This is a genomic window from Streptomyces sp. NPDC057271, assembly GCF_042668715.1.
GTDB lineage: Bacteria > Actinomycetota > Actinomycetes > Streptomycetales > Streptomycetaceae > Streptomyces.
This window is the reverse complement of sequence record NZ_JBHUYJ010000014.1, coordinates 70,137-95,223: the sequence shown is the minus strand read 5'-3', so window position 1 is coordinate 95,223 and position 25,087 is coordinate 70,137. Positions and strand designations below refer to the sequence as shown.

Annotated in this window: 22 protein-coding genes and 3 pseudogenes; 14 read left to right on the top strand and 11 right to left on the bottom strand. The window is 73.2% G+C overall.

From position 1 onward, the window contains the following. Positions 1–272: 272 nt before the first annotated feature. Positions 273–650 carry a hypothetical protein gene (locus ACFUJR_RS10100; protein ID WP_383178053.1) on the top strand — a complete coding sequence of 126 codons (378 nt, stop codon included), beginning with the start codon at positions 273–275 and terminating at the stop codon, positions 648–650. Here ACFUJR_RS10100 and ACFUJR_RS10095 read toward each other — a convergent pair. Further along, positions 647–1,372: an IS630 family transposase gene (locus tag ACFUJR_RS10095; protein ID WP_383450304.1), complete on the bottom strand. Its 726-nt coding sequence runs from the start codon at positions 1,370–1,372 to the stop codon at positions 647–649. The two genes, ACFUJR_RS10100 and ACFUJR_RS10095, sit on opposite strands and share 4 nt — an antisense overlap. A gap of 21 nt (positions 1,373–1,393) precedes the next feature. Between ACFUJR_RS10095 and ACFUJR_RS10090 the strand changes: the two are divergent. Further along, positions 1,394–1,669 (top strand): annotated as a pseudogene (locus ACFUJR_RS10090) (integrase core domain-containing protein); the annotation flags it as partial. 228 nt (positions 1,670–1,897) lie between these two features. Here ACFUJR_RS10090 and ACFUJR_RS10085 read toward each other — a convergent pair. After that, entirely contained in the window at positions 1,898–2,773 is an 876-nt protein-coding gene (locus ACFUJR_RS10085; protein WP_383165391.1) for an undecaprenyl-diphosphate phosphatase, read from the bottom strand. Between the two features lie 286 nt (positions 2,774–3,059). Here ACFUJR_RS10085 and ACFUJR_RS10080 point away from each other — a divergent pair. After that, a pseudogene (locus ACFUJR_RS10080) lies at positions 3,060–3,454 on the top strand (steroid 3-ketoacyl-CoA thiolase); the annotation flags it as partial. A gap of 475 nt (positions 3,455–3,929) precedes the next feature. Here the strand turns inward: ACFUJR_RS10080 and ACFUJR_RS10075 are convergent. Continuing rightward, positions 3,930–4,715 (bottom strand): TVP38/TMEM64 family protein, encoded by a 786-nt coding sequence (locus tag ACFUJR_RS10075; RefSeq protein ID WP_383165389.1) that lies wholly within the window; start codon positions 4,713–4,715, stop codon positions 3,930–3,932. A 68-nt stretch (positions 4,716–4,783) separates the two neighbouring features. On the opposite strand from ACFUJR_RS10075, the gene ACFUJR_RS10070 reads away from it, so the two are divergent. The 3 genes from ACFUJR_RS10070 to ACFUJR_RS10060 all read left to right on the top strand — a co-directional run bounded on the left by ACFUJR_RS10070 (position 4,784) and on the right by ACFUJR_RS10060 (position 8,096). Further along, positions 4,784–5,491, top strand: a complete 708-nt coding sequence (locus tag ACFUJR_RS10070) for a DNA alkylation repair protein (protein ID WP_383165387.1) — start codon at positions 4,784–4,786, stop codon at positions 5,489–5,491. 264 nt (positions 5,492–5,755) lie between these two features. Beyond that, positions 5,756–6,925 carry an elongation factor Tu gene (gene tuf / locus ACFUJR_RS10065; protein ID WP_383165384.1) on the top strand — a complete coding sequence of 390 codons (1,170 nt, stop codon included), beginning with the start codon at positions 5,756–5,758 and terminating at the stop codon, positions 6,923–6,925. Between the two features lie 325 nt (positions 6,926–7,250). Next, positions 7,251–8,096, top strand: a complete 846-nt coding sequence (locus ACFUJR_RS10060) for a spermidine synthase (protein WP_383165381.1) — start codon at positions 7,251–7,253, stop codon at positions 8,094–8,096. 3 nt (positions 8,097–8,099) lie between these two features. Here ACFUJR_RS10060 and ACFUJR_RS10055 read toward each other — a convergent pair whose 3' ends face one another. Next, positions 8,100–9,452, bottom strand: a complete 1,353-nt coding sequence (locus ACFUJR_RS10055; protein WP_383165378.1) for an MFS transporter — start codon at positions 9,450–9,452, stop codon at positions 8,100–8,102. A 168-nt stretch (positions 9,453–9,620) separates the two neighbouring features. Continuing rightward, on the bottom strand, positions 9,621–10,709 hold the full coding sequence (locus ACFUJR_RS10050; RefSeq protein WP_383165375.1) for a hypothetical protein: 1,089 nt from the start codon (positions 10,707–10,709) through the stop codon (positions 9,621–9,623). 107 nt (positions 10,710–10,816) lie between these two features. Between ACFUJR_RS10050 and ACFUJR_RS10045 the strand changes: the two genes are divergently transcribed. Then, a complete protein-coding gene (locus ACFUJR_RS10045; RefSeq protein WP_383165372.1) occupies positions 10,817–11,278 on the top strand; it encodes a DUF4442 domain-containing protein in 462 nt (153 codons plus the stop codon). Positions 11,279–11,326: 48 nt separating this feature from the next. On the opposite strand, the gene ACFUJR_RS10040 is transcribed toward ACFUJR_RS10045, so the two are convergent. The 3 genes and pseudogenes from ACFUJR_RS10040 to ACFUJR_RS10030 all read right to left on the bottom strand — a co-directional run bounded on the left by ACFUJR_RS10040 (position 11,327) and on the right by ACFUJR_RS10030 (position 15,331). Next, positions 11,327–12,598 carry a VWA-like domain-containing protein gene (locus ACFUJR_RS10040; protein ID WP_383165369.1) on the bottom strand — a complete coding sequence of 424 codons (1,272 nt, stop codon included), beginning with the start codon at positions 12,596–12,598 and terminating at the stop codon, positions 11,327–11,329. After that, positions 12,595–13,839 carry an AAA family ATPase gene (locus tag ACFUJR_RS10035; RefSeq protein WP_383165444.1) on the bottom strand — a complete coding sequence of 415 codons (1,245 nt, stop codon included), beginning with the start codon at positions 13,837–13,839 and terminating at the stop codon, positions 12,595–12,597. Before ACFUJR_RS10035 ends, ACFUJR_RS10040 begins: the two co-directional genes overlap by 4 nt. A 78-nt stretch (positions 13,840–13,917) precedes the next feature. Next, positions 13,918–15,331, bottom strand: a pseudogene (locus ACFUJR_RS10030) (hypothetical protein). A 197-nt stretch (positions 15,332–15,528) separates the two neighbouring features. Here ACFUJR_RS10030 and ACFUJR_RS10025 point away from each other — a divergent pair. Continuing rightward, positions 15,529–16,212: a DedA family protein gene (locus tag ACFUJR_RS10025; protein ID WP_383165366.1), complete on the top strand. Its 684-nt coding sequence runs from the start codon at positions 15,529–15,531 to the stop codon at positions 16,210–16,212. A gap of 77 nt (positions 16,213–16,289) precedes the next feature. Here ACFUJR_RS10025 and ACFUJR_RS10020 read toward each other — a convergent pair whose 3' ends face one another. Then, on the bottom strand, positions 16,290–16,817 hold the full coding sequence (locus ACFUJR_RS10020; RefSeq protein WP_352189481.1) for a gamma carbonic anhydrase family protein: 528 nt from the start codon (positions 16,815–16,817) through the stop codon (positions 16,290–16,292). Between the two features lie 120 nt (positions 16,818–16,937). Here ACFUJR_RS10020 and ACFUJR_RS10015 point away from each other — a divergent pair, with 120 nt between their 5' ends. Beyond that, positions 16,938–17,681 carry an acyltransferase gene (locus tag ACFUJR_RS10015; protein ID WP_383165362.1) on the top strand — a complete coding sequence of 248 codons (744 nt, stop codon included), beginning with the start codon at positions 16,938–16,940 and terminating at the stop codon, positions 17,679–17,681. An 86-nt stretch (positions 17,682–17,767) separates the two neighbouring features. Here ACFUJR_RS10015 and ACFUJR_RS10010 read toward each other — a convergent pair whose 3' ends face one another. Continuing rightward, on the bottom strand, positions 17,768–18,637 hold the full coding sequence (locus tag ACFUJR_RS10010) for an EamA family transporter (RefSeq protein WP_383165360.1): 870 nt from the start codon (positions 18,635–18,637) through the stop codon (positions 17,768–17,770). A gap of 117 nt (positions 18,638–18,754) precedes the next feature. Between ACFUJR_RS10010 and ACFUJR_RS10005 the strand changes: the two genes are divergently transcribed. Both ACFUJR_RS10005 and ACFUJR_RS10000 read left to right on the top strand, forming a co-directional pair. Then, positions 18,755–19,327, top strand: coding sequence for an XRE family transcriptional regulator (locus ACFUJR_RS10005; RefSeq protein WP_361597495.1), 573 nt, complete (start codon positions 18,755–18,757; stop codon positions 19,325–19,327). 76 nt (positions 19,328–19,403) lie between these two features. Continuing rightward, positions 19,404–19,529: a hypothetical protein gene (locus tag ACFUJR_RS10000; protein WP_383165452.1), complete on the top strand. Its 126-nt coding sequence runs from the start codon at positions 19,404–19,406 to the stop codon at positions 19,527–19,529. A 7-nt stretch (positions 19,530–19,536) separates the two neighbouring features. Here ACFUJR_RS10000 and ACFUJR_RS09995 read toward each other — a convergent pair whose 3' ends face one another. Further along, entirely contained in the window at positions 19,537–19,962 is a 426-nt protein-coding gene (locus ACFUJR_RS09995) for a CoA-binding protein (protein ID WP_383165357.1), read from the bottom strand. Positions 19,963–20,167: 205 nt separating this feature from the next. Here ACFUJR_RS09995 and ACFUJR_RS09990 point away from each other — a divergent pair, with 205 nt between their 5' ends. The 3 genes from ACFUJR_RS09990 to ACFUJR_RS09980 all read left to right on the top strand — a co-directional run bounded on the left by ACFUJR_RS09990 (position 20,168) and on the right by ACFUJR_RS09980 (position 25,086). Next, complete coding sequence (locus ACFUJR_RS09990) at positions 20,168–20,794, top strand: YigZ family protein (protein ID WP_383165354.1); 627 nt, start codon at positions 20,168–20,170, stop codon at positions 20,792–20,794. 99 nt (positions 20,795–20,893) lie between these two features. Further along, positions 20,894–22,072 carry an exonuclease SbcCD subunit D gene (locus tag ACFUJR_RS09985; RefSeq protein WP_383165352.1) on the top strand — a complete coding sequence of 393 codons (1,179 nt, stop codon included), beginning with the start codon at positions 20,894–20,896 and terminating at the stop codon, positions 22,070–22,072. Further along, positions 22,069–25,086, top strand: a complete 3,018-nt coding sequence (locus tag ACFUJR_RS09980; protein WP_383165350.1) for an AAA family ATPase — start codon at positions 22,069–22,071, stop codon at positions 25,084–25,086. Before ACFUJR_RS09985 ends, ACFUJR_RS09980 begins: the two co-directional genes overlap by 4 nt. Position 25,087: the final 1 nt, after the last annotated feature.

Below are 25,087 nucleotides of genomic sequence, written 5' to 3'. Positions count from 1 at the left end.
CGTGACCGACCCGGCCGCCGTGGATGCCGGCGCTGTTCTGACCCTGCTGCAGGAACCACCCGCGGAGAACGGCATGAAGGATGACACTTGGGACTACGTGACGCGGCTGCGGAAGTGGCTCGACGCGGACGCGGCCCCGACGTCGGTGGAGGGCGCCCGGCTCCTGCGAGTGCTCAAGATCAGTGAGGAACTGGGCGAGGTCGTGGAGGCCCTTCACGGGGCGCTCGGCGCCAACCCGCGCAAGGGCGCGTCGCACGGCTGGGGGGGAGGACGTGGCGAAGGAACTCGCGGACGTCATCGTGACGGCCATGGTCGCCCTGGAAACCGTGAGCGAGAACGGCGCGACCGTGGTGGAGCGGCAACTCCAGGGCCGCGTGGAGGAGGAGATCACGGCGGCCGGGGGCATCCGGCTCCTCCGGGTCCTCGCGATCAGCGGCGACATGGGCGCCATCGCCACCGCCGTGTACGGCGCGCTGGGCACCGGCCCACGCGGTGAGAAGGTCGAGATCACGCACACGTGGGAGGACGTGGAGGCGCGCTTCGGCCGGCTCATCCTCACTGCCGCCGCCGCACTGGACGACGTCACCGGCGATGCCTGGGACACGCTGGACGAGCGGCTGTGTTTCCTCGTGGCGAGGGTCGCGGCCTAGTGACCTGGTTCGGATATCCTGTCGCAGTAGCGGCAGATGCGGTCGAGGATCTGGTCGGCGGTCTTGGTCCATTTGAAGGGCCGGGCCTGGTCGTTCCAGACCTTGATCCAGTCTTCGAGTGCGGTCTTGAGGTCTTCGAGTGAGCAGAACACTCCGCGTTCGAGGCGGCGTCGTTCCAGCTCGGCGAACCACCGCTCGACCTGGTTGATCCACGGCGAGTAGGTGGGAGTGAAGTGCAGCTGGAACCGGGGATGCGCAAGGAGCCACCTGTGCACCACCGGCGCTTTGTGGGCGGAGAGGTTGTCGCAGATGACGTGGACCGCCAGGCCCTTGTCGGTCTGGCGGTCGATCTCGTCGAGGAAGTCGCGGAAGTCCACCGCCCGGTGCTGGGCGGACAGCTTGCTGATGACCTTGCCGGTCGCGGTGTTCAGGGCGGCGAACGGGTCGACGGTGCCGTGGCGGACGTAGTCGAAGCTCCGCCGCTCGGGCACTCCCGGGATCATCGGCAGCACGGGCGCTGTCCGCTGAAGGGCCTGGATCTGGGGTTTCTCGTCGACCGCGAACACCGCCGCGTTCGCCGGCGGGGCGAGATACAGACCGACGACGTCACTGACCTTGTCGATCAGGAACGGGTCGGGGGAGATCTTGAACGTCTCGGTCCGCCACGGCTGCAGGCCGAAGGCGTGCCAGATCCGCAGCACGCTCGCGGGCGAGATGCCCACGACCTTGGCCAGTTCCCGAGCTACCGCTCCCACGACTGGCGCGACCTGCTGGCGGCAGCCGGGATCACCCACAAGCGAACCCGGCCCTACCCGCCCCAGACCAACGGCAAAGTCGAACGGCTGAACCGGACCCTGCTGGACGAATGGGCCTACGCCCGCCCCTACCGGTCAGAACAGGAACGACGCGACGCCTTCCTCGGCTGGCTGCACACCTGCAATCACCACCGCGGACACACCGCGCTCGCAGGCAAACCACCTGCCAGCCGCGTCCCCAACCTCACAGGGCAATACACCTAGACCGGACATGAGCCCCAGCTGACCCGCTGCACCCTCTGCGCGGAAGGGCCCGCACGGCAGCGCGGGCCCTTCCGCGTCATCCCCTACTTTGCGGAGGCACACGTCCTAGTGGGGTGCATTCCGCCTCCCCGGTGGGAGGTGAGTGGGAGACAAGTGGGAGATGATCATGGTGTGGTGCTGCAATCAGGCGCTAGGAAATGCAAATAGCGCCACCTGTGCGGCCCTGGTTCAGCCGCCGGATTCGCCCGCGTGCGGGCTCAGGGTGTCCGTGCCGACCAGGATGAAGATCAGGATGCCGAGTGCGATCCGGTAGATCACGAACGGCATGAAGCTCTTGGTCGTGATGAACTTCATGAACCAGGCGATGACGGCGTAACCGACGACGAACGCGATGATCGTCGCGAAGATCGTCGGACCCCAGGACACATGGCCGCCCTCGGTGGCGTCCTTCAGCTCGAAGAGGCCCGAGGCCAGCACGGCGGGGATGGCGAGCAGGAACGAGTAGCGGGCCGCCGCCTCGCGGGTGTAGCCCATCAGCAGACCGCCGGAGATCGTCGCGCCCGAGCGGGAGACACCGGGGATCAGTGCCATCGCCTGGCAGAATCCGTAGATCAGGCCGTCCCGCACGCCGAGGTCCTTGAGCGTCTTGCGCTCACGGGCCGCACGGTGCCGGCCACCGGCCTCGTCGCGCGCGGCGAGCCGGTCCGCGACACCGAGGACGATGCCCATCACGATGAGCGTCGTGGCGATCAGCCGCAGATCGCGGAACGGGCCCTCGATGTGGTCCTTCAGTGTCACCCCGAGCACGCCGATCGGGATCGAGCCGACGATGACCAGCCAGCCCAACTGCGCGTCGTGGTCGCCGCGCATCGACTTGTCGCGGAGCGAGCGGAACCACGCCGAGACGATCCGGGCGATGTCCTTGCGGAAGTAGATCAGGACCGCCGCCTCCGTACCGACCTGTGTGATCGCGGTGAAGGCCGCTCCGGGATCCTCCCAGCCGGCGAACGCGGCGGTGAGGCGGAGGTGCGCGCTTGAGGAGATGGGAAGGAACTCCGTCAGCCCCTGGACGAGTCCGAGGATGAATGATTCGAACCAACTCATGGGGCTAGGGCCGTCCCGAATGTGCTCGTGCGGTCAGAAGGGGCGGTCGGATCGGAGATCGACCGCCGGTCGTTGCGCAGCGTACCGTCCCTGGGTGAAGCCCTTGATCTCAGGTCTCCACAAGGCCCTTCGTCGTCCGGCCGGGTGACCGCGCATGGGGGGTCAGGCCGGCGGAGTCGGCCTCGTCGCCGCATCGGGCGCAGACGACGCGCGCTCTGAGCGCCTCGCCTCAACTGTGCTCCAGGAGCACCGGGCGGTCCTCGCCGTTCAGGTGGCGATCGCCGCCGGGACCGCCGCGCGCCTCGGCCCGCGGCCGCTCGCCCGGCTCCCCAGCTTCGCCGTGGCCGGTTCCGATCCGCTGCTCATGCTCACCGGCGTCATCCCCGCCGCGGAGAAGGCGCTGCGCCGGGCCGGGCTCGGCCTGGACGAGATCGATCTCTTCGAGATCAACGAGGCGTTCGCCTGCGTCGTGCTCGCCTGGCAGCACGAGATCGGTGCGGACCCGGCCGGGGCGACGTCCACGGCGGCACCATCGCGCTCGGTCACCCGCTCGGCGCGAGCGGCGCCCGCCTGACGGCCACCCTGGTCCACGCCCAGCGCGCGAGGGGCACGCGGTACGGCCTCCAGACGATGTGCGAGGCGGGCGGCCGGACGAACGCGATGATCGCCGAGGCGCTCTGAGGGCGGAGACGTGGGCCGATGGCAGGCACGGGGGCCGACCGAGGCGTGGAGGCGCGGGGAGTCGGCGCCGGGCCCCCGATCCCGGCACGTCCGCGCCCGGGGGGCCTGGCCAGGGAGGGAAGGGTCGGGTCGCCGATCCCGGCACGCCTGCGCCCGGGGGGCCTGGTCGGGGGTGACGGGTCGGGTCCGTGCCCGGTGGGCCTGGTCGGGCGTGGAGGGTCTGGCCGGTGCCGGGGGATTTCGGTCAGGGGCGGAGGGTCTGGTCCGTGCCCGGGGGTCCGGGTCAGGGGTGGAGCGTCTGGTCCGTGCCCGGGGGTCCGGGGCAGGGGCGGAGGGTCTGGTCCGTGCCCGGGGGTCCGGGTCAGGGGTGGAGCGTCTGGTCCGTGCCCGGGTGCCGGTCAGGTGGGCCGGGCCGGGTGTCGTCCGGCGGCGGGTGTGCGCGGCGCGGCCGGCGGCCAGGCCGCGGCTCCCGGCGTCAGCCCGGCTTCCGGGCTCCTGCCGGCTCCAGGGGTCGCTCCCGTGCGGGCACGGCGGGCGACGGCGCGGCTCCCGCCGCCCCCCGGGCCCGCAGACCGTGGCGCTTGCGCCAGGCCACGACCCCGGCGACCAGGCCGGACACGACGATGAAGCCCATCGGGACGAGGAACGCGGGCGACGTCGGCGAACCGGCCTGGCTGCCCGCCATCACGTACGCCGCCGTGTTCGGGATCGATCCGAGCCCGGTGGCCAGTAGGAACGGCGCGTACCCCATGCGGGAGACCGCCGCGCAGTAGTTGGCCGCCGCGAACGGCACCCCGGGGAAGAGCCGGATCGCCAGCATCGAGCGGAACCCGTGCCGGCTCAACTGCCCGTCCGCGGCGGTCAGCCAGCGGCCCCGCAGCAACGGTCGCAGCGCGTCCTGCCCCAACAGCCGCCCGAGCGTGAACGAGATGCCCGCCCCGAGGACCGTCCCGGCCAGCGCGGCCGCCAGACCCGCCTGCGTACCGAACAGCGCGCCCGCCGCCAGGTTCAGGATCGGTCGCGGTACGAAGGCGGCGGTGCACACGCCGTACGCCAGGCCGAACAGCACCACCGCGCCCGCGCCGCTCACCTGCGGCGGCCAGCCGGCCGCGAGCAGCCGCTGTGGCTCGTACAGGACCACGGTGGTCGCCGCGGTGAGGAGCAGCGCCGCGAGCACGGACAGCCGCGACCAGGGCGAGAGCAGAGCCCGGGAGCAGCGCAGAGCGAGGGAGCCCGGCGGCCGGGTGACGGGGTCGAGCATCCGGGGAGAGTAACCGAACCACCGATGTGATCGCCGTGAGGTCCACCCTCCGCCGTACTGTGAGCCGTATGACGTCCGCGCCGCCAGCCGTCCCCGCCAGCGCCCTCGCCGACACCGTGCTCGGGCGCCTCACCGAGGTCTACCCCACCGCCGGTGACCCCTTCCGGGCCCAGGAGATGGTGGCGTACATGAAGGGCGTCGCCCCTTTCCTCGGCATCCGCAGCCCCGAGCGGCGCGCCCTGTCCCGTACCGTCCTGGAGGGCACCCCGCGCCCCGACGAGGCGGACTGCGCGGCCGTCGCGCTGCGCTGCTTCGCCCTCCCGGAGCGCGAGTACCACTACTTCGCCGTCGACTATCTGCGCCGCCACGTCAGGCGCTGCTCCTCCGGCTTCCTGCCCGTCGCCCGGCATCTCGTCACCACCGAGTCCTGGTGGGACACCGTCGACCACCTCGCCGCTCACGTCGTCGGCGGCCTCGTCGCCGCCGACCCGGGGCTCGCCGAGCGGATGGACGAGTGGATCGAGGACGACGACCTCTGGATCGCGCGCACCGCGCTGCTCCACCAACTCCGCTTCAAGGGCGCCACCGACACCGAGCGGCTGTTCGCCTACTGCCTGCGCCGGGCCGGGGACACGGACTTCTTCCTCCGCAAGGCGATCGGCTGGGCCCTGCGCGAGTACGCCAAGACCGGCCCCGACGAGGTGCGCGCGTTCGTCGACCGGAACGGGGAGAGGCTCGCCCCGCTCTCCGTGCGCGAGGCGCTCAGGCACCTCTGAACTCCCCCTCGGTAGAAATTCGTTCGACGGCGGGCCCGCGCCCCGGGATGATCGTGGGCATGTTCCGGTACGCCTTCCTCGCAGCACGGACCGCAGTCGCGGCCGCGCCGAAGGCTGCCGGTCTCCTCGCTTCCGGCACGGCAGCCGCATTCGACGGCGCCCGAAGCTGACGCTCCCCGGATCGTCCGGCGGACCCCCCAGGGGGAGGGTCGGTCCGGCCCCGGGGTCCCCTCAGACGCTTCGAGCTCAAGGAACGAGCGAACCATGTCCAAGACGGCGTACGTGCGCACCAAGCCGCACCTGAACATCGGCACCATGGGCCACGTCGACCACGGCAAGACCACCCTCACCGCCGCCATCACCAAGGTCCTCAGCGAGCGCGGGACCGGCACGTTCGTGCCCTTCGACCGGATCGACCGCGCGCCCGAGGAGGCCCAGCGCGGCATCACCATCAACATCGCGCACGTCGAGTACGAGACCGACACCCGCCACTACGCCCATGTCGACATGCCAGGTCACGCCGACTACATCAAGAACATGGTCACGGGCGCCGCTCAGCTCGACGGGGCGATCCTCGTCGTCTCCGCGCTCGACGGGATCATGCCGCAGACGGCCGAGCACGTCCTCCTCGCCCGTCAGGTCGGCGTCGACCACATCGTCGTGGCGCTCAACAAGGCCGACGCCGGGGACGACGAGCTGACCGACCTGGTCGAGCTGGAGGTGCGCGAGCTGCTGTCCGCGCACGGCTACGGCGGCGACTCCGTCCCCGTCGTCCGGGTCTCCGGGCTCAGGGCCCTGGACGGGGACCCGCGGTGGACCGCCTCGATCGAGGCGCTCCTCGACGCGGTGGACACGTACGTGCCGATGCCGGTGCGCTATGTGGACGCCCCGTTCCTGTTGTCCGTCGAGAACGTGCTCACCATCACGGGCCGCGGCACCGTCGTCACGGGCGCGGTCGAGCGCGGGACGGTGCGGGTCGGCGACCGTGTGGAGGTGCTCGGCGCGGAGACGGAGACAGTCGTCACCGGCGTGGAGACCTTCGGCAAGCCCATGGAGTCCGCCGAGGCCGGTGACAACGTGGCCCTGCTGCTGCGCGGTGTCGCGCGCGACACGGTCCGCCGCGGGCACGTCGTCGCGGCACCCGGCAGCGTGGTTCCGCGCCGGCGGTTCACCGCGCAGGTCTACGTCCTGTCGGCGAGGGAGGGTGGTCGTACCACCCCCGTCTCGACCGGCTACCGGCCGCAGTTCTACATCCGGACGGCGGACGTCGTCGGCGACGTCGACCTGGGCGAGCGGGCTGTCGCGCGCCCGGGGGACACGGTCACCATGACCGTCGAGCTCGGACGTGACGTACCGCTGGAGCCCGGCCTCGGCTTCGCGATCCGCGAGGGCGGCCGCACGGTCGGCGCGGGCACGGTCACGACGGTGGACTGACGGCACGCGTACGGACGGGGCCCGCACTCCGCACCCACGGAGTGCGGCCCCACACGCTGGACGGGCCCACGGCCGCCCGGGCCGGACGGGGCCTACCTTCGCCCGGGCCGGGCGGGCCCACGGCTGCCCGGGCCGGACGGGGCCGGGCCGCTGCCTCCGTCGGACGGACCCACCGTCGCCCGCGCCGGACGGGGCCACGGCCGCTGCCTCCGTCGGACGGGACCCACCCTCGCCGGGCCGGACGGGACCCACCCCCGCCGCGCCGGACGGGCCCGGGCCGCTGCCCGCGCCGAGGCGGTCCGTGGTCTGTGGGCACAATGAGAGCGTGAACGAGCAGATACCCGTCATCCGGGACGTCGACGGCGGCACCGCCCGGCTCATGCCCGATGTCGACCGGGAGCGGGCCTGGCTGCTCACGGTCGACGGCGCACCGCAGTCGTACGTCGACCTGGACGATCCGGCGTACCTGGAGTTCGAGTACGCGCGCCGGCTGGCCCACGTCCTCGACAGCGCCACCGACGAGGGCGAACCGCTCGCCGTCCTGCACCTCGGCGGCGGGGCGCTCACCCTGCCCCGGTACGTCGCGACCACCCGCCCCGGCTCCCGCCAGGACGTGGTCGAGGCAGACCGGGGCCTGCTCGACCTGGTCACCGAGCATCTGCCGCTGCCGGACGGCTCCGGTGTCGCCGTGCACGGCGACGACGCCCGGGCCTGGCTGGAGAGCGCGCCCGCCGCGTCGGTGGACGTGCTCATCGCCGACGTGTTCGGGGGTTCGCGCGTCCCCGCGCATCTGACCTCCGTGGAGTACGCCCGCGAGGCCCGGAGGGTGCTGCGGCCGGGCGGGATCTACGCGGCCAATCTGGCCGACGGGGCTCCGTTCGCCTTCCTCCGCTCCCAACTGGCCACCTTCGCGGCCGTCTTCCCGGAGCTGGCCCTGATCGCCGAGCCCGCGGTGCTGCGCGGCCGCCGCTTCGGCAACGCCGTCCTCGTCGCCTCCGACCGGGAGATCGACACGGCCCGCCTGGCCCGGCGTGCGGCAGCGGACGCGTTCCCCGCGCGGGTGGAGTACGGCGACACCCTGACGCGTTTCACCGGCGACGCCCGACCGGTGAGCGACCCGGACGCCGTGCCGTCTCCCGTACCGCCGGAGGGGGCGTTCAGCGTGGGGTGACGGTCAGCGGACCGTGCCCGCGTCCTTCCCCGTGGGCACGGAGACGGGCGCGGGTCCGGGCAGCGCCACGGAGCCGGGCTCCGGCAGGGGAGTGGTGGGGCCGGAGGCGATCTGCTTCGGGCGGCGCGTCAGGTTCCGGACGTCCGGGACGAACAGCACCAGCGCCGTCACGACCACGATCAGCACCGCCGAACCCCACAGCGCCTGACTCCTGCCGAAGACACTCTCCGCCGGGCCCGCGAGCGCCGTGGACAGCGGGAGGATGGCCGTCGATCCGAACCAGTCGTACGCGGCGACCCGGGACAGCTTCTCCTCCGGGATCTCCTGGTGCAGCGTCGTCATCCACGCCACGCCGAACACCTCGATGGCGACCCCGCTGACGAACATGGCCGCCGAGAGTCCGACGACGTCGAGCGGCACCGCCAGCGCTGCCGAGGGCAGGGCGATCGGGAAGACGCCCAGGGTGCCGACGAGCAGCATCCGGCGCGGCTTCCAGCGCATCATCAGCAGCGCGCCGCCGAGCGTGCCGACGCCGAACGCGGCGAGCGCGAGCCCCCAAGGCCTGGCTCCGCCCAGTTCGTCCCGTGCGACCAGCGGTCCGTACACCGACTCGGCCGCGCCGACCAGGGCCACGACGATCGAGAACTGGGCCACGATCGACCACAGCCAGGGCCGCCCGATGAACTCCTGCCAGCCCTCGCGCAGATCGGCGAGCAGTCCGCCGCCCGCCTCGCGTTCGCGAATGTGACTGACGTCGAGGAAGGCGCGCAGCGCCCCGGCGACGGCGAACGCGGCCGCGTCGACGGCGAGGACCCAGCCGGGGCCCACGGCGGCGATCATCGCGCCGCCGAGCGCGGCCCCGCCGATGCCCGCGCCGTGCATCGCCATGCGGAAGAGCGCGAAGGCGCGGCTGGCCTGCTCGCCGCTGACGCTGGACATCAGCATGCCCTCGGCCGCCGGACTGAAGAAGGCCTGACCCGTTCCGCACAGCGCGGTCAGCAGCATCATCTGCCACAGCTGCGGGTCGCCGGCGAGGACGAGAACCGCGAAGACACCCTGCGATAGGCAGTTCAGTGCGTTGGCGGCCACCATCACGCGGTGCCTGGGTATCCGGTCGGCGACGGCGCCGCCGATGAGGAGGAAGAGAACGAGCGGCAGTGTCCGGGCCGCCGCGACGAGACCCACGTCGCCACCGTCGCCGCCGGTCTGGATCACCGCGAACGCCGCCGCGATCAGGGCGCCGTGGGTGCCCAGGTTGGTGACGATCGCGGCGGCGGTCAGCAGGATGTAGTTGCGGCCGGCCCATTCGGGGCGGCGGGAGCGCGGGGTGTGGGGGGAGGCGGCGACGGTACTCACTCCGGGACTATCCCCGGCGCCGCCGCCTCCTGCCAAACGAATTGCCCGTCAGCTCGCCGGCCGGCCGCTCGTTCTCCAGCCGCCTCCGCCCATACGCCGCCCGGACGCCGTCCATACGCCGCCCGGACGCCGCCCATACGCCGCCCGGACGCCGTCCGTACGTGCCCGTCAGGCTCCGTCCGGGGCCAGCCGCACCGTCGAGAGGATCTTCTGGATCGTGGCGTCCGCCAGCTCGTCCTTGACGCCGTCGGCCCCGTAGAGCACGAAGGACGAGAAGTCGCCCTTGGCGTTCTTGAAGGAGAACGCGAGGGACTTGCCGTCAGACTCGCACCTGTTCCGCTTCTTGATCCCCGGGGCGGTCGCCGTGGCGACGTGGCCGGCGAGTCCGGACTTGGTGGTGTACGGCACCGCCTTGGTGATCTTGATGGTGCCCTTGGGCATGTGCTGGGCGTACCCCGCCCACACCCAGTGGCCGGCCTCGTTGAACGACGCCTCGGCGGTGTCCTTGGCCCCCTGGCCGCCCTTGGTGCCGGCGCTGCTCAGACCCCAGCTCTCCTCGGAGCCGTCCTTGTTCGTGTCGAACGTGCACCACTTGCTCTTGTACCGCACGGGCGCGGACATGGTGACGACCGGAGAGCCGTCGCCCTTCTTCTCGTCCTCGAAGAACGTGACGGAGCCGGGCTTCAGGAGCTCCCACTCCGGAGGTACGTCGAAGAGCGTGCCGTACTTCGGGTTGTGGACGACCTTCCAGCCCGGAATCGTCGGCTGCAGCGCGGCGTCGTCGCGCGGGTTGTCGAGCGAGGGGGAGGCGGAGGGGTCGCCGGAGGGGGTGGCCGAGGCCGTGGCCTTCGGGTCGTCGCCCGCCTGCGTCTTCTTGTCGTCGTCGCCGCCGAGGACCAGGAACCCGGTGACACCGGCGGCGACGACCACGGCGGTCGCGGCGACGATGGCGATCAGAGTCGTCTGCTTCTTCTTGCCGTCGCCGGACCCGCCCTGGGGCGCGCCCGGGACCGCGTACTGCGGCACGGTCGGCTGCTGGTACGGGTTGGGCTGCTGATATCCGGGCTGCGCGGGCTGCTGGGGGTAACCCGGCTGCGTGGGCGGCTGGGCCGGCGGCTGCTGCGGATACCCGGGCTGCTGCTGGTAGCCGGGCTGTTGGTACGGGTTGGGCTGCTGGTACCCCGACTGCTGGTAGGGGTTCTGACTCTGGTCCTGCGGGTTCTGCTCGCCCCCGGGCGGCTGCTGTCCTGGCCACATGGCCAGTAACCATAGAGGTGCGGCCGGAACCCTGCTACGTCCGCCCCGTGAGGGTGTGGTGCAGGCGGGGATGGCCTTCTCTGCTACCCGTGGGTAGCATCGCCGCCATGAGCGCAGACCAGATGTCCGTCGGCGAGATGCTCGCCGCGACCGTTCCCATGGCCAGGACCCTGAACCTCGAGTTCCTTGAGACCACTTCCGAGCGTGCCGTCGTCCGCCTGCCGGACCAGGCCGACTACCACAACCACGTCGGCGGCCCGCACGCCGGAGCCATGTTCACCCTGGCGGAGTCGGCCAGTGGCGCGATCGTCCTGGCCGCCTTCGGCGACCAGCTGAACCGCGCGGTGCCGCTCGCGGTCACCGCCGAGATCGGCTACCGGAAGCTGGCCATGGGCGTCGTCACCGCCACCGCCACCCTCGGCCGTCCGGCCGGGGAGGTCGTCGCCGAACTCGACGCGGGCGAACGCCCGGAGTTCCCGGTCCACATCGCGATCACCCGCGAGGACGGCGCCGTGACGGGCGAGATGACGGTCGTCTGGACCCTGCGCCCGAACGGCCAGGGGAAGTAACGCACGACGAGGCGCGCCCCGGGCCGCAGGCCCCGCCACGGACCCCGACTAGCCGATGGTGACGACACGGGCCCAGGGCGGTGGGCCGTTCCGGGTGTGGTCGGGGTCCCGCTCGTCGTACGAACGGGCACGCCTCGTGCGCGGGAAGAGGCCCACCACCGTCCGACACGGAGGCGAGGCGCTGGGCCACGGGGTCTGGCCGTCCGTCAGGGCGACGATCACGTCCGGGCGGGGATGCGAGCGCAGGGCCCTGGCGAACCCCTCGCGCAGATCCGTACCGCCGCCGCCCACGAGCGGAATGCCCTCCGCACGGCACAGCGGGTGGGCGACCCGGGCCGCCGCGTCGCACGACACCACGGTGACCAGGTCGCGGCGGCCGCCCACCGCCCGGGCGATCGCGGTGACCTCCAGGAGCGCGCTGCCCAGTTCGGCGTCGCTGACCGAGCCCGAGGTGTCGATGACCACGGAGACCCGTGGTGGATTCCGCCGCAGACTCGGGAGCACGATGCCGGGCAGGGAGGTCGAGCGCCGGGAGGGACGGCCGTACGTGTAGTCGTCGCCCGCGCCCGGCCCCGAGGCCGCCGAGCGGAGCGCCGCCCCCAGCAACTCCCGCCACGGCTGCGGCGGATGGAACGCCTCCTCCGCCCACCGCCGCCACCCCTTCGGGGCGTCCCCCGGTCGGCCGGAGATGCCCTGCGCCACCCGGAACCGCACCGCGTCCCGCTCCTGCGCGCTGAGACCGTGCGCGCCCTCCGGCCCCAGGTCCCACTCCCTCGGGCGTCCGTCCGCACCACTGCCGCAGTCCAGCCAGGCGAGCCCCTGCGTCCACGGCCCGAGCCGGAACTGCCGCAGGTAGTCCTCCATCAGCTCGCCCTCCGGCAGGTCCAGGGACGCGGGCACGACAGCGCCCTCGGGAAGGACGAGACCGTCGCCGAACACGTCGTCGTTGATCTCCAGGTCCGCGGCGATGTTCATCCGCAGCCGCTCCCCGGGGCCGGTCAGACCGCGCTCGCGCGCCACCCGGTCGCCGCGCGCGTGGTGGTCGCGCAGCAGATGGGAGACCTCGTGCACCCACACCCCCGCCAGCTGCTCCACCGGGGTCCGGTCCACGAATCCGGGTGAGACGTAGCACCGCCAGTGCCGGTCCACCGCCATCGTCGGCACCTGCCGCGACTCGACCGTGTGCAGGGCGAACAGGGCCGTCGCCAGGAAGGGCCGGACCCGGGCGGCGTGCAGCCGGGCCGCGTACAACTTGTCCCGATCCAGGCTCCCCACATCCCGCGCCACCGCATCGGGCGCCCTCACCGGCTCGCGCGTCATCGGCCGCCGCCCTTCGTGGACAGGGCCGCCCGAGCGGCGCGGGCCGCCGCGTCGTCCGCACGCCGTGACACGGAGACCACCCCCGCCAAATTCTCGATAGCCGCCGGAACGTCCCAGTCCCCCTGGCGCAGCGAGGCGAGCGTCGTGGCGGGGACCACCACCAGGTCCGGCGCACCGGTCTCCAGAGCCCGCACCAGAACCCGCCAGGCCGCGTCCCACCGGGCCCTGTCCGGACGCCCCCGGACCGCCGCCACCACCCCGTCCAGTACGGCCTGACGCAGATCCCCCCGTTCGGGGAGCTCGGCCGCCGACGGGTCGGCGAGCAGCACCTCGGGGTCCGGGAGGTCCAGACGGTCCAGGCTCGCCAGCAGTTCGAGGCCCGGGCCGTCGCCCACCGCGCCCCGGACGAGCTGGGCCAGTACGTCGCGGGACGAGCCGGCCGCCTCCGCGAAGGCGATCAGACGGACGGTCATCTCCCAGCTCCGGGGCGACGGCCACGGACCGCCCCGCCGGGTCTCGCTGCCGGGCAGCCGGTGCACGAGCGCGGGCCGCGCCGTCAGGAGCCCGCACACCGCTCGCCGGGCGAACTCCACGGCATCCGGCAGCTTCTCCGGATCGAGCCGGGGCAGGGTCGCCCGGGGCCACGTCCCGCCGAGACCGCGGACGACGACCTCCTGGTCGTGCGCCCACTGGAGATGGACGAACCGGTTGGCCAGGGGAGGGCTCAGTTCCCAGCCGTCGGCGGCCGACGACCGCGGATTGGCGGCGGCCACGATCCGTACACCGGGAGGCAGCCGGAGGGAGCCGATCCGCCGCTCCAGGACCAGCCTCAGGAGCGCGGCCTGGACGGACGGCGGCGCCGTGGACAGCTCGTCCAGGAACAGCAGCCCCCGCCCGGCCCGGACCAGACGCACGGCCCAGTCCGGCGGGGCCATCGGAACACCCTGCTCGGCGGGGTCGTCGCCGACGACCGGCAGCCCCGCGAAGTCGGACGGCTCGTGCACGCTGGCGATGACCGTCGTCAGCGGAAGGTCCAGCTCCTCGGCCAGGCGCGTCAGGGCCGCCGTCTTGCCGATCCCCGGCTCGCCCCACAGGAGCACCGGCAGGTCGGCGGCCACGGCCAGCGTCAGAGCCTCCAGCTGGGGGTCGGGTCGCGGTTCGGTGGTGGTGTGGTTCAGCAGGGCCAGCAACGAGCCGGCGACATCGAGCGGGGAATCGGGGGCAGGGGCGTACCGGGACATCGTGGTCATGGGTGATCACCTCGGGGTTCGTGGGAGAGAAGAGAAGCGGGTACGAAAGACGGAGCCCCGGGCGCGGAGTCAGCGCGCGTGGCGGGGGTGCGGGCGGTAGCCGCGCGGTCGGGAAGGTGCCGGACAGGCCCGGTGCGGCGCGGGTACGGCCATGCCGGCCCTGAACAGTCCGTAGGCGATCCGCCGTTCGGCCGCCGCCTCCAGCGCATCGCGCAGCGCGCCGCCGCGAAGCACGGCGCCGGGGCCGAGCAGACCCTCGACCACGACCAGCGCACCGGCGATGTCACCGTGGTGCAGCCGCTCCCGGACACCGACGAGGCACTCCGGGCGGCGGTGCGCCTCGTCGATCGCCCGAAGACAGGGCAGCGGGGTGCCGCTCAGTGCCATGAGCAGTTCCTTCCCGGCGGACCTCGTCCGCGTCGTGGTCCAGGGCGGCCAGTACGCCGTCGACCAGGCCGATCCGGTGCCGGGCGCCCCGGCACTCCACGAAGCGCTCACGCGCCACCGGGTCCTCTCGCGGGGACGACGTACCGGACGGCACGTGGTCCGGTACGAGTGCCGAGGCGACCAGCGGGTGGAGCCGGTCGGCCTCGATGGCACCGGCGCGCAGGAGGTCCAGATCGGGCAGTACCCAGGTCGCCGCGTCCGGCAGCACGGGCACGCAGGAGCCGCCGCCGTCGGGGGAGACCGAGGCGATCCGCCACGCGGACGCTGTGGCGCCGCCCCCGGTCACGTCCAGGAGCAGTCGGCGCCGGGGCCCGACGCGTACGGCGACAGGCCCGTCGGACCTGCGCTCCGCCCGCAGCAGATGTCCGGCCTCGGCCGCCCACCGGTCGACGGCGCAGCGACAGCCCTCCGGCACCAGAGACGGAACCGGGACCGGCACGTCCGACGCCGGCGCGTTCGGGGCCGGTGGCGGAGAGCGGTCGGCACCCGAGCGGATCCGCAGCTCGCCGGCCCTGCGCGCGTCCCACAGGTGGCGGTGCAGGTCGAGGCGGAACCTCCGGCTGGGATGCGGGTGCGGATGGCCGCGGGCGGCGGTCTGCGAGAACCCGTCCCACAGGGCGAGGGCGATCCGCTGACCTCCGTCCGCCCGCGCCGGCGGGGTCCGGGCCACGAGATGGACCGGGCCCGCGCGACCGGGCTCGTCCGCGTCGTACCGCGCCAGCGGGATCGTCAGTCCCGGGCGCAGCAGACCGTGCGGAGCGATCCTCGGCATGTGCCAGCGCAGCAGGTCGGGGGCCAGGTGGCGGAGATCGTCCCGGATCCGGGCAGCGAGGTCCCGGCCATGGATCCGCGCCACGGACCGCAGGTCGAGATCGACGTCGACGCGTGCGGCGGCGCACGCCCCGGCCCAGTCCCCGGCCTCGCGGCGGGCTGTCGCGGTCTCGATCATGGAGGGCGGCACGGCGAACTCGCGCACGCGCGGCCAGAAGGAAAGGTAGGAAGGGGTGGAATCCCCGTACGCGGTGCGAGTGGACATCAGCACTCACCTTGCGCGGACGGAACCCCCCAACTCTGTACGGAGTGAGTCGTCATCGCCGCGGAGCGTATCGCCCCCGGCACCCGTCGACCAGTGGTTTACCTCCGCGACAGGCGGCCGGGTGTCGTCGCGCGACCAGGTAGGCTGCCCCGGCGTGCGCGACGCGGCGCGCGCCTTCGACACGGGAGGAATCCGCGTTGCACGTCCAGGAGTGGCTGGAGACGATCCCCGCGGGCGCGATCTACGCGCTGGTGGGTGTGGTGATCGGGCTCGAGAGCCTGGGGATCCCGTTGCCCGGCGAGATCGTCCTCGTCAGCTCGGCCCTGCTCGCCTCCCAGCATGGCGACATCAACCCGTACGTCCTCGGCGCCTGCGCCGTCGCCGGCGCCATCATCGGCGACTCGATCGGGTACGCGATCGGCCGCAGGGGCGGTCGTCCGCTGCTGGCCTGGCTGGGCAAGAAGTTCCCCAAGCACTTCAGCGAGGCCAATATCGCGCTCGCTGAGCGGTCCTTCGAGAAGTGGGGCATGTGGGCGGTCTTCTTCGGCCGTTTCGTCGCCCTGCTGCGGATCTTCGCCGGACCGCTCGCGGGCGTCCTGAAGATGCCGTACTGGAAGTTCCTGATCGCCAACGTCTTCGGAGGCATCCTCTGGGCGGGCGGCACGACCGCCGTCGTCTACTCGGTGGGCATCGTCGCCGAGGCGTGGCTCAAGCGCTTCTCGTGGCTGGGTCTGGTCCTCGCCGTCCTGGTCGGCGTGACCTCGATGCTCGTCCTGAAGAACCGCGCGAAGAACGCCGCGGCCCAGACCGGGACGCAGCAGGCGACGAAGACGGAGAGCGAGCCGGCCGTGGAGCCGGTGCCGGTGACGGTGGCGGACTGAACCGACCGGGAGATCCGCGCGGACGTACGCGCAAGGGCGCGGTGGCCTCATGGCCGCCGCGCCCTTCTCCGTGATCCTCAGTCCTGGAAGGCCTCGGCGTGGCCCTTGGCCAGGTGCAGGTACATCTCCGCGTTGAGGCGGATGCCCGCCTGCTCCTCCTCCGTCAGAGGGCGCCGGACCTTGGCCGGAACACCGGCCACCAGCGAACCCGGCGGGATCTCCATCCCCTGCGGGACGAGCGCCTGCGCGGCGATCAGCGACCCGGCGCCGACACGGGCCCCGTTGAGGACCGTGGCCCCCATGCCGACCAGGACGTCGTCCTCGATGGTGCAGCCGTGAACGGTCGCGTTGTGGCCGACCGTCACACGGTCGCCGATCGTGACCGGGAAGCCCGGGTCGACGTGGACGGTGCAGTTGTCCTGGATGTTGGAGTCCTCGCCGACGACGACGGGGCCGCAGTCCGCCCGCAGCACCGCGTGGTACCAGACGCTCGCGCGGGCGCCGAGCGTGACATCGCCGAGCACGACGGAGGTCGGCGCGGTGAAGGCCGTCGGATCGACCTGCGGCTCCTTGCCGCCCACGCCCTTGATCAACGCCTCTGTCATGGTTCGCTCCCGGTCCCTCGTGATTGCGTCACGCCTGCACGGCACCCTAGCCGTGGCCCATGACGGACATCACAGGGCACCCCGCCGATCAGGCACGACGGGGCCGACTACCGTGTGCGGGTGCCCAGGAACAGAAACACGTTCTCCTCTCTCACCGCCTGGCGGCGCCGCGTTCTCGCCCGCGCCCTGCAGGGCGGGTGGCGCTGGGTGCAGGACGCCGGTGCCGTCACCGCCGAGAGCCCCGGGCGGATGCGATTCAAGCGCCTCGGCGCGGGCACCCGGCTGGCGTTCCCGCAGGGGACGGTCTTCGGTGAGCGGTGGATCGAGATCGGCGAGTGCTGCATCATCGCCGAGCAGGTCACGCTGACCGCCGGCATGCTGCCCGGACTCGACCTCGGACCCGACACGGTCCTGACCCTGGGCGACGGCGTCGTCCTGGGGCGCGGCAGCCATGTCATCGCCGACGCCCGGGTGACGATCGGCTCGGACACGTACTGCGGGCCGTACGTCTACATCACCTCGACCAACCACAGCTACGACGATCCGGACGAGCCCGTCGGCAGGCAGTGGCCGCGCTCCGAGCCGGTCGAGATCGGCCCCGGCTGCTGGCTGGGCACGGGCGCCGTGATCCTGCCCGGCGCCAGGCTCGGCCGGAACGTGGTGGTCGCGGCGGGCGCGGTCGTACGGGGAGAGGTCCCGGACCACTCGGTGGTGGCCGGCGCCCCGGCGAAGGTGGTGCGCAGCTGGGACCCGGAGCGGGGCTGGCAGCCGCCGTTGCGGACGCCGGCGCCGGTGCCGGTCCCGGACGGGGTGACGCACGAGCAGCTCGCGGCACTCGCCACCTGGGGCCTCGCGGAGGGCTGACCGTCGCGCAGGCCGACCGGGGCGCCGGAAGGGCGCCCCGCGGAGAGTGTCCCGCGGAGGCTGTCCCCGTCGGTCCGGCCCGTCCGTCAGCCCGTCGCGAGCAGTACCGTGCCGACCAGGGCGAGGCCCGCGCCCGCCGCCTGGACCGCGCGGAGCCTCTCCTTCAGTACCCCGCGGGCGGCCATCGCCGTGACGACCGGGTAGAGGTTCGCCAGCACCGCCGCGACGGTCACCGGCCCGTTCTGCGCCGCGATCGAGTACGTACCGTTGGCGGCGACGTCCGCGAGGCCGACGAAGGCGAGTGCGGGGAGGGCCGCCCACACGACGCTCATCCCGCCGCCGCCCTCGGGCAGCGCCCGTCCGCCCCGCTTCACGGAGACGTACAGCGCACCGCCGCCCACCGCCACGTTGGCCACCCGCTGGACGAACAGGGCGAGGAACAGCCCGGTCAGGCTCGAGGACGCCTCCGCGATCAGGGCCATCACCGAGCCGAACCCGAAGGCCGCGACCAGCGTGAGGAGCACCGCCTGGCGCTGCACGGGCGCGCCGCGCAGTTCGGGCCCGCCGGCGAGGAGGATGCCGACGATGGCCACACCGATCCCGGCGAACTGCAGGAGCCCCGGCCGGTCGCCGACGAGGAGGCCGACCGAGACCGGGACGACGACCCCCAGCGAGCCGAGCGGGGAGACGACGCCCATCGGTCCGAGCGCCAGGGCCTTGTAGAAGGCGAGCATCGCGACCGGGCCGACGAGTCCCGCAGCGACGGCGTACCAGAGTTCGGGACTCACCTCGCGCCAGGCCCCGGTGGCGATCACGATCGCCCCGAGGACGACGACCGCGATCGTCTGCGAGATCACGAGCACCGTGAGCGCCGGCATGCGCCGGGTCAGCAGCCCGCCGCCGAAGTCGGCCAGGCCCCAGAGCAGGGCGGTGGCCAGGGCGAACAGCGCAGTCATGGATCCTCGCAGGGTGGCGGTCTCGCAGTACAGTGCGGTGGACAGCTGGGTACACCGCGGTGGACCACACCGTAGTTCAGTCTGTTGAACTCTGTCATCCAAAATATTGGACGGAATGTGTCGGACCTCGATCAGCTCACGCAGTCGCTCGCGCGGAATCTGAAGCGGTGGCGCAATGAGCGCGGTTTCACGCTGGACGCGCTCGCCGCACGGGCGGGCGTCAGCCGCGGCATGATCATCCAGATCGAGCAGGCCCGGACCAACCCCAGCGTCGGCACCACCGTGAAGCTCGCGGACGCGCTCGGCGTCTCGATCACCACCCTCCTCGACTACGAGCAGGGCCCCCACGTCCGCCTCGTCCCGCCCGGCCAGGCCGTGCGTATGTGGTCCACCTCCACCGGCAGCCACACGACCCTCCTCGTCGGCACCGAGGCCCGAGGCCCGCTGGAACTCTGGTCCTGGACGCTCATGCCGGGCGACGGCAGCGCCTCCGACCCGCACCCCGACGGCACGACCGAACTGCTGCACGTCACGGCGGGGGAACTCACCCTCGTCGTCGAGGGGGAGGAGCACCGCATCCCGGCCGGCACCTCCGCCGTGTTCGAGGCGAACGTGCCGCACGCCTACCGCAACGACGGTACGGAGACGGCCGAGATGACGATGGCCGTCTCCATTCCGCCCGCACGCTGAGACGTCCACGTCGGGGGAGCGCCCCACTTGTCGTCGGCCTCCCCGCCGACTGGCCCCCCTCGTGGACGCCACCGTCGTGGATGTTGATTGGGTGCTCGTCGGCAGCGGACGGCGGCGCGGCAAGCTCATCCTGCCGGGCAAGGCCTTCGCCGAGCTGCCCGGCGCCGTCGTCCTGGAGGCTCTCGGCGTCGGCGCCGGCTGAGCGGCGCTCAGCCGAGGTCGGGCCGCGGGTCGAGCAGCGGGATCTCGATGGCGGGGCAACGGTCCATGACCATGTCGAGCCCCGCCCCGTGGGTCCGCGCGTACGCCGCCTCGTCGATCACTCCCAGCTGGAACCACACCGCCTTGGCGCCGACGGCCACCGCCTCGTCGGCGACCTGCCCCGCGTGCTCGCTGTTGACGAACACGTCGACCACGTCGACCGGGAACGGGATGTCGGCGAGGGTGGCGTACCCCTGCTCGCCGTGGACCGTCTCCGCCTTCGGGTGCACGGGCACGATCCGCTTGCCGTAGCGCTGGAGCACCGCCGCGACACCGTAGGCCGCGCGCGATCGGTTCGACGACAGGCCCACGACCGCCCAGGTGTCGCCACGGGCGGTGAGGATGTCGCGGATGGTCTCTGTCTCGCTGCGCACGTTCTGCCTCCGGTTCGCCGGCGTACACTCCCGCACGCAGAACGAGCACCGACCGCGTGGGATTCCCGCCCGGGTGACTCCGGTAACACTCGGCGCGGGCTGATCCCCGGCCCTGCGGGCCCTGCCGCTCGCGGACCTCGGCCGGGAGCGCCAGGAGCGCTCGGCGGGGGACGGCGCGGCGTTCCCGGCCGCATAGGGTGGCGGGATGCAGGAGCAGTACCGCACGCTCGCCCGCGAGGGCGTGCACGAGACCGAGATCAACCGCTCGCGCTTCATCTGCGCGCTGGCACCGGTGGCCACCGAGCAGGAGGCGCAGGACTTCGTCGCGCGCGTCCGCAGGGAGCACCCGACGGCCACGCACAACTGCTTCGCGTACGTCGTCGGAGCCGACGCGTCCGTCCAGAAGGCGAGCGACGACGGCGAGCCCGGCGGTACGGCCGGTGTCCCCATGCTCCAGATGCTGATGCGGCGCGAGGTGCGGTACGTCGCCGCCGTCGTCACCCGCTACTACGGCGGCGTGAAGCTCGGCGCGGGAGGTCTGATCCGGGCGTACGGCGGAGTGGTCGGCGAGGCCCTCGACGCGCTCGGCACCGTCACCCGGCAGCGCTTCCGCCTCGCCACCGTCACCGTCGACCACCAGCGCGCGGGCAGGCTGGAGAACGACCTGCGGGCGACGGGCCGGAGCGTGCGACACGTGCGCTACGGCGAGGCGGTCGCCATCGAGATCGGACTCCCGGACGCCGACGTGGATGCCTTCACGGCCTGGCTCGCCGATGTCACGGCCGGCACCGCGCGCGTGGAGCTGGGCGGCGAGGCGTACGGCGATGTGTGACCGCCCGGACCGGGTGAACCGGCTGCGCGCTGTCCCGCGCTCCCCCGGTTGTCCCGAAGCCCCGGCCACTGTCCGACCCCACCGATACGCTCCTCGATCATGAGGTTCCTGCATACGTCGGACTGGCACCTGGGGCGGTCGTTCCACCGGGTGAGCCTGCTCGACGCCCAGTCCGCGTTCCTGGACCACCTGGTGGCCACGGTGCGCGCGCGTGACGTGGACGCGGTCCTGGTCGCCGGGGATGTCTACGACCGGGCCGTGCCGCCGCTCACCGCCGTCGAGCTGTTCGACACCGCCCTGCACCGGCTCGCCGAGGCCGGAGTGCCCACCGTCATGATCTCCGGCAACCACGACTCGGCCCGTCGCCTGGGCGTGGGCGCCGGGCTCATCGAGCGGGCCGGCATCCATCTCCGTACGGACCCGGCCGGCGTCGGGGCCCCCGTCATGCTCGACGACGCCCACGGATCCGTCGCGCTCTACGGCCTGCCGTATCTCGAACCGGCCCTCGTGCGCGAGCGGTTCGGCGCCGGCAAGGCCGGGCACGAGGCGGTGCTCTCCGCCGCCATGGACCGCGTCCGCGCCGACCTCGCCACGCGCCCCGGCGGCACCCGGTCCGTCGTCCTCGCGCACGCCTTCGTCGCCGGCGGCGAACCGAGCGACAGCGAACGGGACATCACGGTCGGCGGAGTCGCCGCCGTCCCCGCCGGAGTCTTCGACGGCGTCGACTACGTCGCCCTGGGCCATCTGCACGGCAGCCAGACCGTCACCCCGCGCGTCCGCTACTCCGGCTCACCCCTCGCGTACTCCTTCTCCGAGGCCGACCACCGCAAGAGCATGTGGCTGATCGACCTCGGCGCCGACGGGACGATCGAGGCCGCCGAGCGCGTCGACTGCCCCGTGCCCCGGCGCCTGGCCCGGATCCGCGGCCGGCTCGACGACCTGCTCGCCGACCCCGGACTCGCACGGCACGAGGAGTCCTGGGTCGAGGCGACCCTCACCGACCCCGTGCGGCCCGCCGAGCCCATGGCCCGGCTCGCCGAGCGCTTCCCGCACACCCTCAACCTGGTCTTCGAGCCCGAGCGCAGCGAGAGCGACCCGCTCGCCTCGTACGCCCAGCGACTGCGTGACCGCAGCGACCGGCAGATCGCGGAGGACTTCGTGGCCCACGTGCGAGGCGGCGCCGGACCCGACGACACCGAACGGACCGTGCTGTACGGCGCCTTCGACGACGTACGGGTGGACAGCGCGGTACGGGAGCGAGAGGCGGGCGCCCGGTGAGACTCCACCGCCTCTCCGTCACCGCCTTCGGACCGTTCGGCGCCCCGCAGGAGATCGACTTCGACGCGCTGTCCAGCGCGGGCCTCTTCCTGCTCCACGGCCCCACCGGCGCGGGTAAGACCTCCGTCCTCGACGCCGTCTGCTACGCCCTGTACGGAGCCGTGCCCGGCGCCCGGCAGTCGCCCGGCACCTCGCTGCGCAGCGACCACGCCCCCGTCGGCACGTACACCGAGGTCACCCTCGAACTGACCGTGGGCGAGCGGCGGTTGGAGATCACCCGGCGACCGGCCCAGCCGCGCCCGAAGAAGCGCGGCGGCGGCTTCACCACCGAGAAGGCCCAGAGCTGGCTGCGCGAGTACGACTCCGGCACCGGCGAGTGGGCCGCGCTCAGCCGCTCCCACCAGGAGATCGGCGAGGAGATCACCCAGCTCGTCGGCATGAGCAGGGAGCAGTTCTGCCAGGTCGTGCTCCTGCCGCAGGGCGACTTCGCGCGCTTTCTGCGAGCGGACGCGGAGGCGCGCGGGAAGCTGCTGGGACGCCTCTTCGACACCCGCAGGTTCGCGGCCGTGGAGGAGCGGCTCGCCGATCTGCGGCGCGCGGCCGAGCAGCAGGTACGGGACGGGGACGAGCGGCTGCTCGCGCTCGCCCACCGGATGGCGCAGGTCACCGGCGGGGCCGTCGTCGACGAACGGCCGGGCGAGCCGGGACTCGCCCAGGCCGTCCTGAGTCTGGCGGCCGTGGCGCGCTCCGAGGCGCGCGAGGCCCTCGACATCGCCGACTCGGCCGTTCTGGCTGCCGAGTCGAGGCAGGCCGCCGCCCGCCGGGTGCTCGACGCGGAACGGGAGTTGGCGGACCGTCAGGCTCGGTACGCGGAATCGAGGCGGCGGCAGGCCGTCCTGGAGGCGAGCAGGCCGGAGTGGGACCGCGCGCAGGCGGTGCTCGACCGGTCCCGTAAGGCCGATCTCGTCGCTCCCGCCCTCGATCTGCGCGCCGACGCGGAGCGCGAGCACGCGGCCGCGCGCGCTGCCCGGGAGAACAGCCGGAGCCGTCTGCCCGCCGATCTCTCCGACGCGGGCGCCGAGCAGCTGTCCGCCCTGGAGCGGCGACTGCGCGAGGAACTGGGCGGGCTCGAGTCCGCGCGGCGGGCGGAGCGGCGCAGCGCGGAGATCGCCGCGGAGCGTACGGATCTGGAGCGGCAGGCCCGCGCCGACGAGGAGATCCTCCAGGACGCGGGCGGCTGGCTCGGCGGTTGGGAACCCCGCAGGGCGGAGCTGGCCGCCCGGATCGAGGCCTCCCAGGAGGCCGCCGCGCGCGCCGAGCAGCTGGCCGGCCGCCTCGAACCGGCTCGCCGGCGGCTGTCCGCCGCCCGCCGCCGGGACACGCTCGCCGAGCAGACCGCCACCGCCGACTCCCGCCTCACGGCCGCCCGTGAGCGCCGTAACGAAGCGCACGAGGCGTGGCTCGACGTCAAGGCCCGCCGCCTCCAGGGCATCGCCGCCGAGCTGGCCGCGACCCTTACCCCCGGCGCGCCCTGCCAGGTCTGCGGCTCCGCCGAGCATCCGGCCCCCGCCCGCACGGGCGCCGACCACGTCGACCGGGCCACCGAGGACGCGGCCTACGAGGCCTTCACCCGTGCGGAGGAGGCCCGCACGGCCGCCGAGCGGGACACGGCGGCCACGGCGGAGGCGTGGGCGGCGGCCCGCGCGGAGGTGTCGGCGGGGGCGACGGACGCACCGGAGCCGACGGTCGACGAACTGGTCGGCGAGGTAGGTGAGTTGACGCGACTGCACGCCGACGCGCACGCCCTCGCCGCGCAGACGCACGGCGTGCGGGAGGCGCTCGCGCGGGCGGAGCGGGAGTACGAGAGCCGGGTGCGGGCGCAGCGGGAGGCCGAACGGCGGGTTGCCGCGCGGACCTCGCAGCGGGAGGCTCTCGACCGGGAGCAGACGGCCCTCGACGCCGAGGTGGCCCGAGGACGCGGCGGGTCCGGGAGCGTCGCCGAGCACGCCTCGCGGCTTGAGCGGAAGATCGCCATCCTGATCGAGGCCGCCGAGACCGTACGCGCCGTCGACCTCAGCGCCCAGCGCCTGAAGGAGGCCGACGACCGGCTCGCGGACGCCGCCTTCCGCGCCGGGTTCGACACCCCCGCCGAAGCCGCCGCCGCGCTCCTGGACGACGCCGGACACCGCGCCCTCCAGCACCGCCTGGACGTCTGGCAGGCCGAGGCGGCCGCCGTCGCCGACCGGCTCTCCGAACCGGAGACCCGGGCCGCCGCCGAGCGCCCTGCCGCCGAGCCGGAGGCCGCCGAGGCCGCGCACATCGCCGCCGAGCGCATCCTGCGGAACGCCACCTCGGCCCTCGCCGCGGTCCGGGACCGCGACGCCGAACTGGCCGAACTCTCCCGGCAGGCCGAGGCCGAGGTCCGCGCCCTGGGACCACTGCGCGAGGAGTACGACCGGGTCGCCCGGCTCGCCGGCCTCACCGCGGGCACCTCAGCGGAGAACGAACGGAAGATGCGCCTGGAGTCGTACGTCCTGGCGGCCCGCCTGGAACAGGTCGCGGCCGCCGCCACCGCCCGGCTCCAGCACATGTCGTCCGGCCGCTACACCCTCGTACACTCCGACGCCCGCTCCGGAGGCAAGCGCGCCGGCCTCGGCCTCCATGTCGTCGACGCCTGGACGGGCAACGAGCGCGACACGGCCACGCTCTCCGGCGGCGAGACCTTCTTCGCCTCCCTCGCCCTCGCCCTGGGCCTCGCCGACGTCGTCACCGACGAGGCGGGCGGCGTCCGGCTCGACACCCTCTTCATCGACGAGGGCTTCGGCAGTCTGGACGACCAGACCCTCGACGAGGTCCTCGACGTCCTGGACTCCCTGCGCGAACGGGACCGCAGCGTCGGCATCGTCAGCCACGTCGCTGACCTGCGACGACGCATCCCCGCGCAGCTCGAAGTGGTCAAGGAACGGACGGGGTCGGCGGTGCGGCTCCGTACCGGAGGGGGCGCCGGTGGGTGAC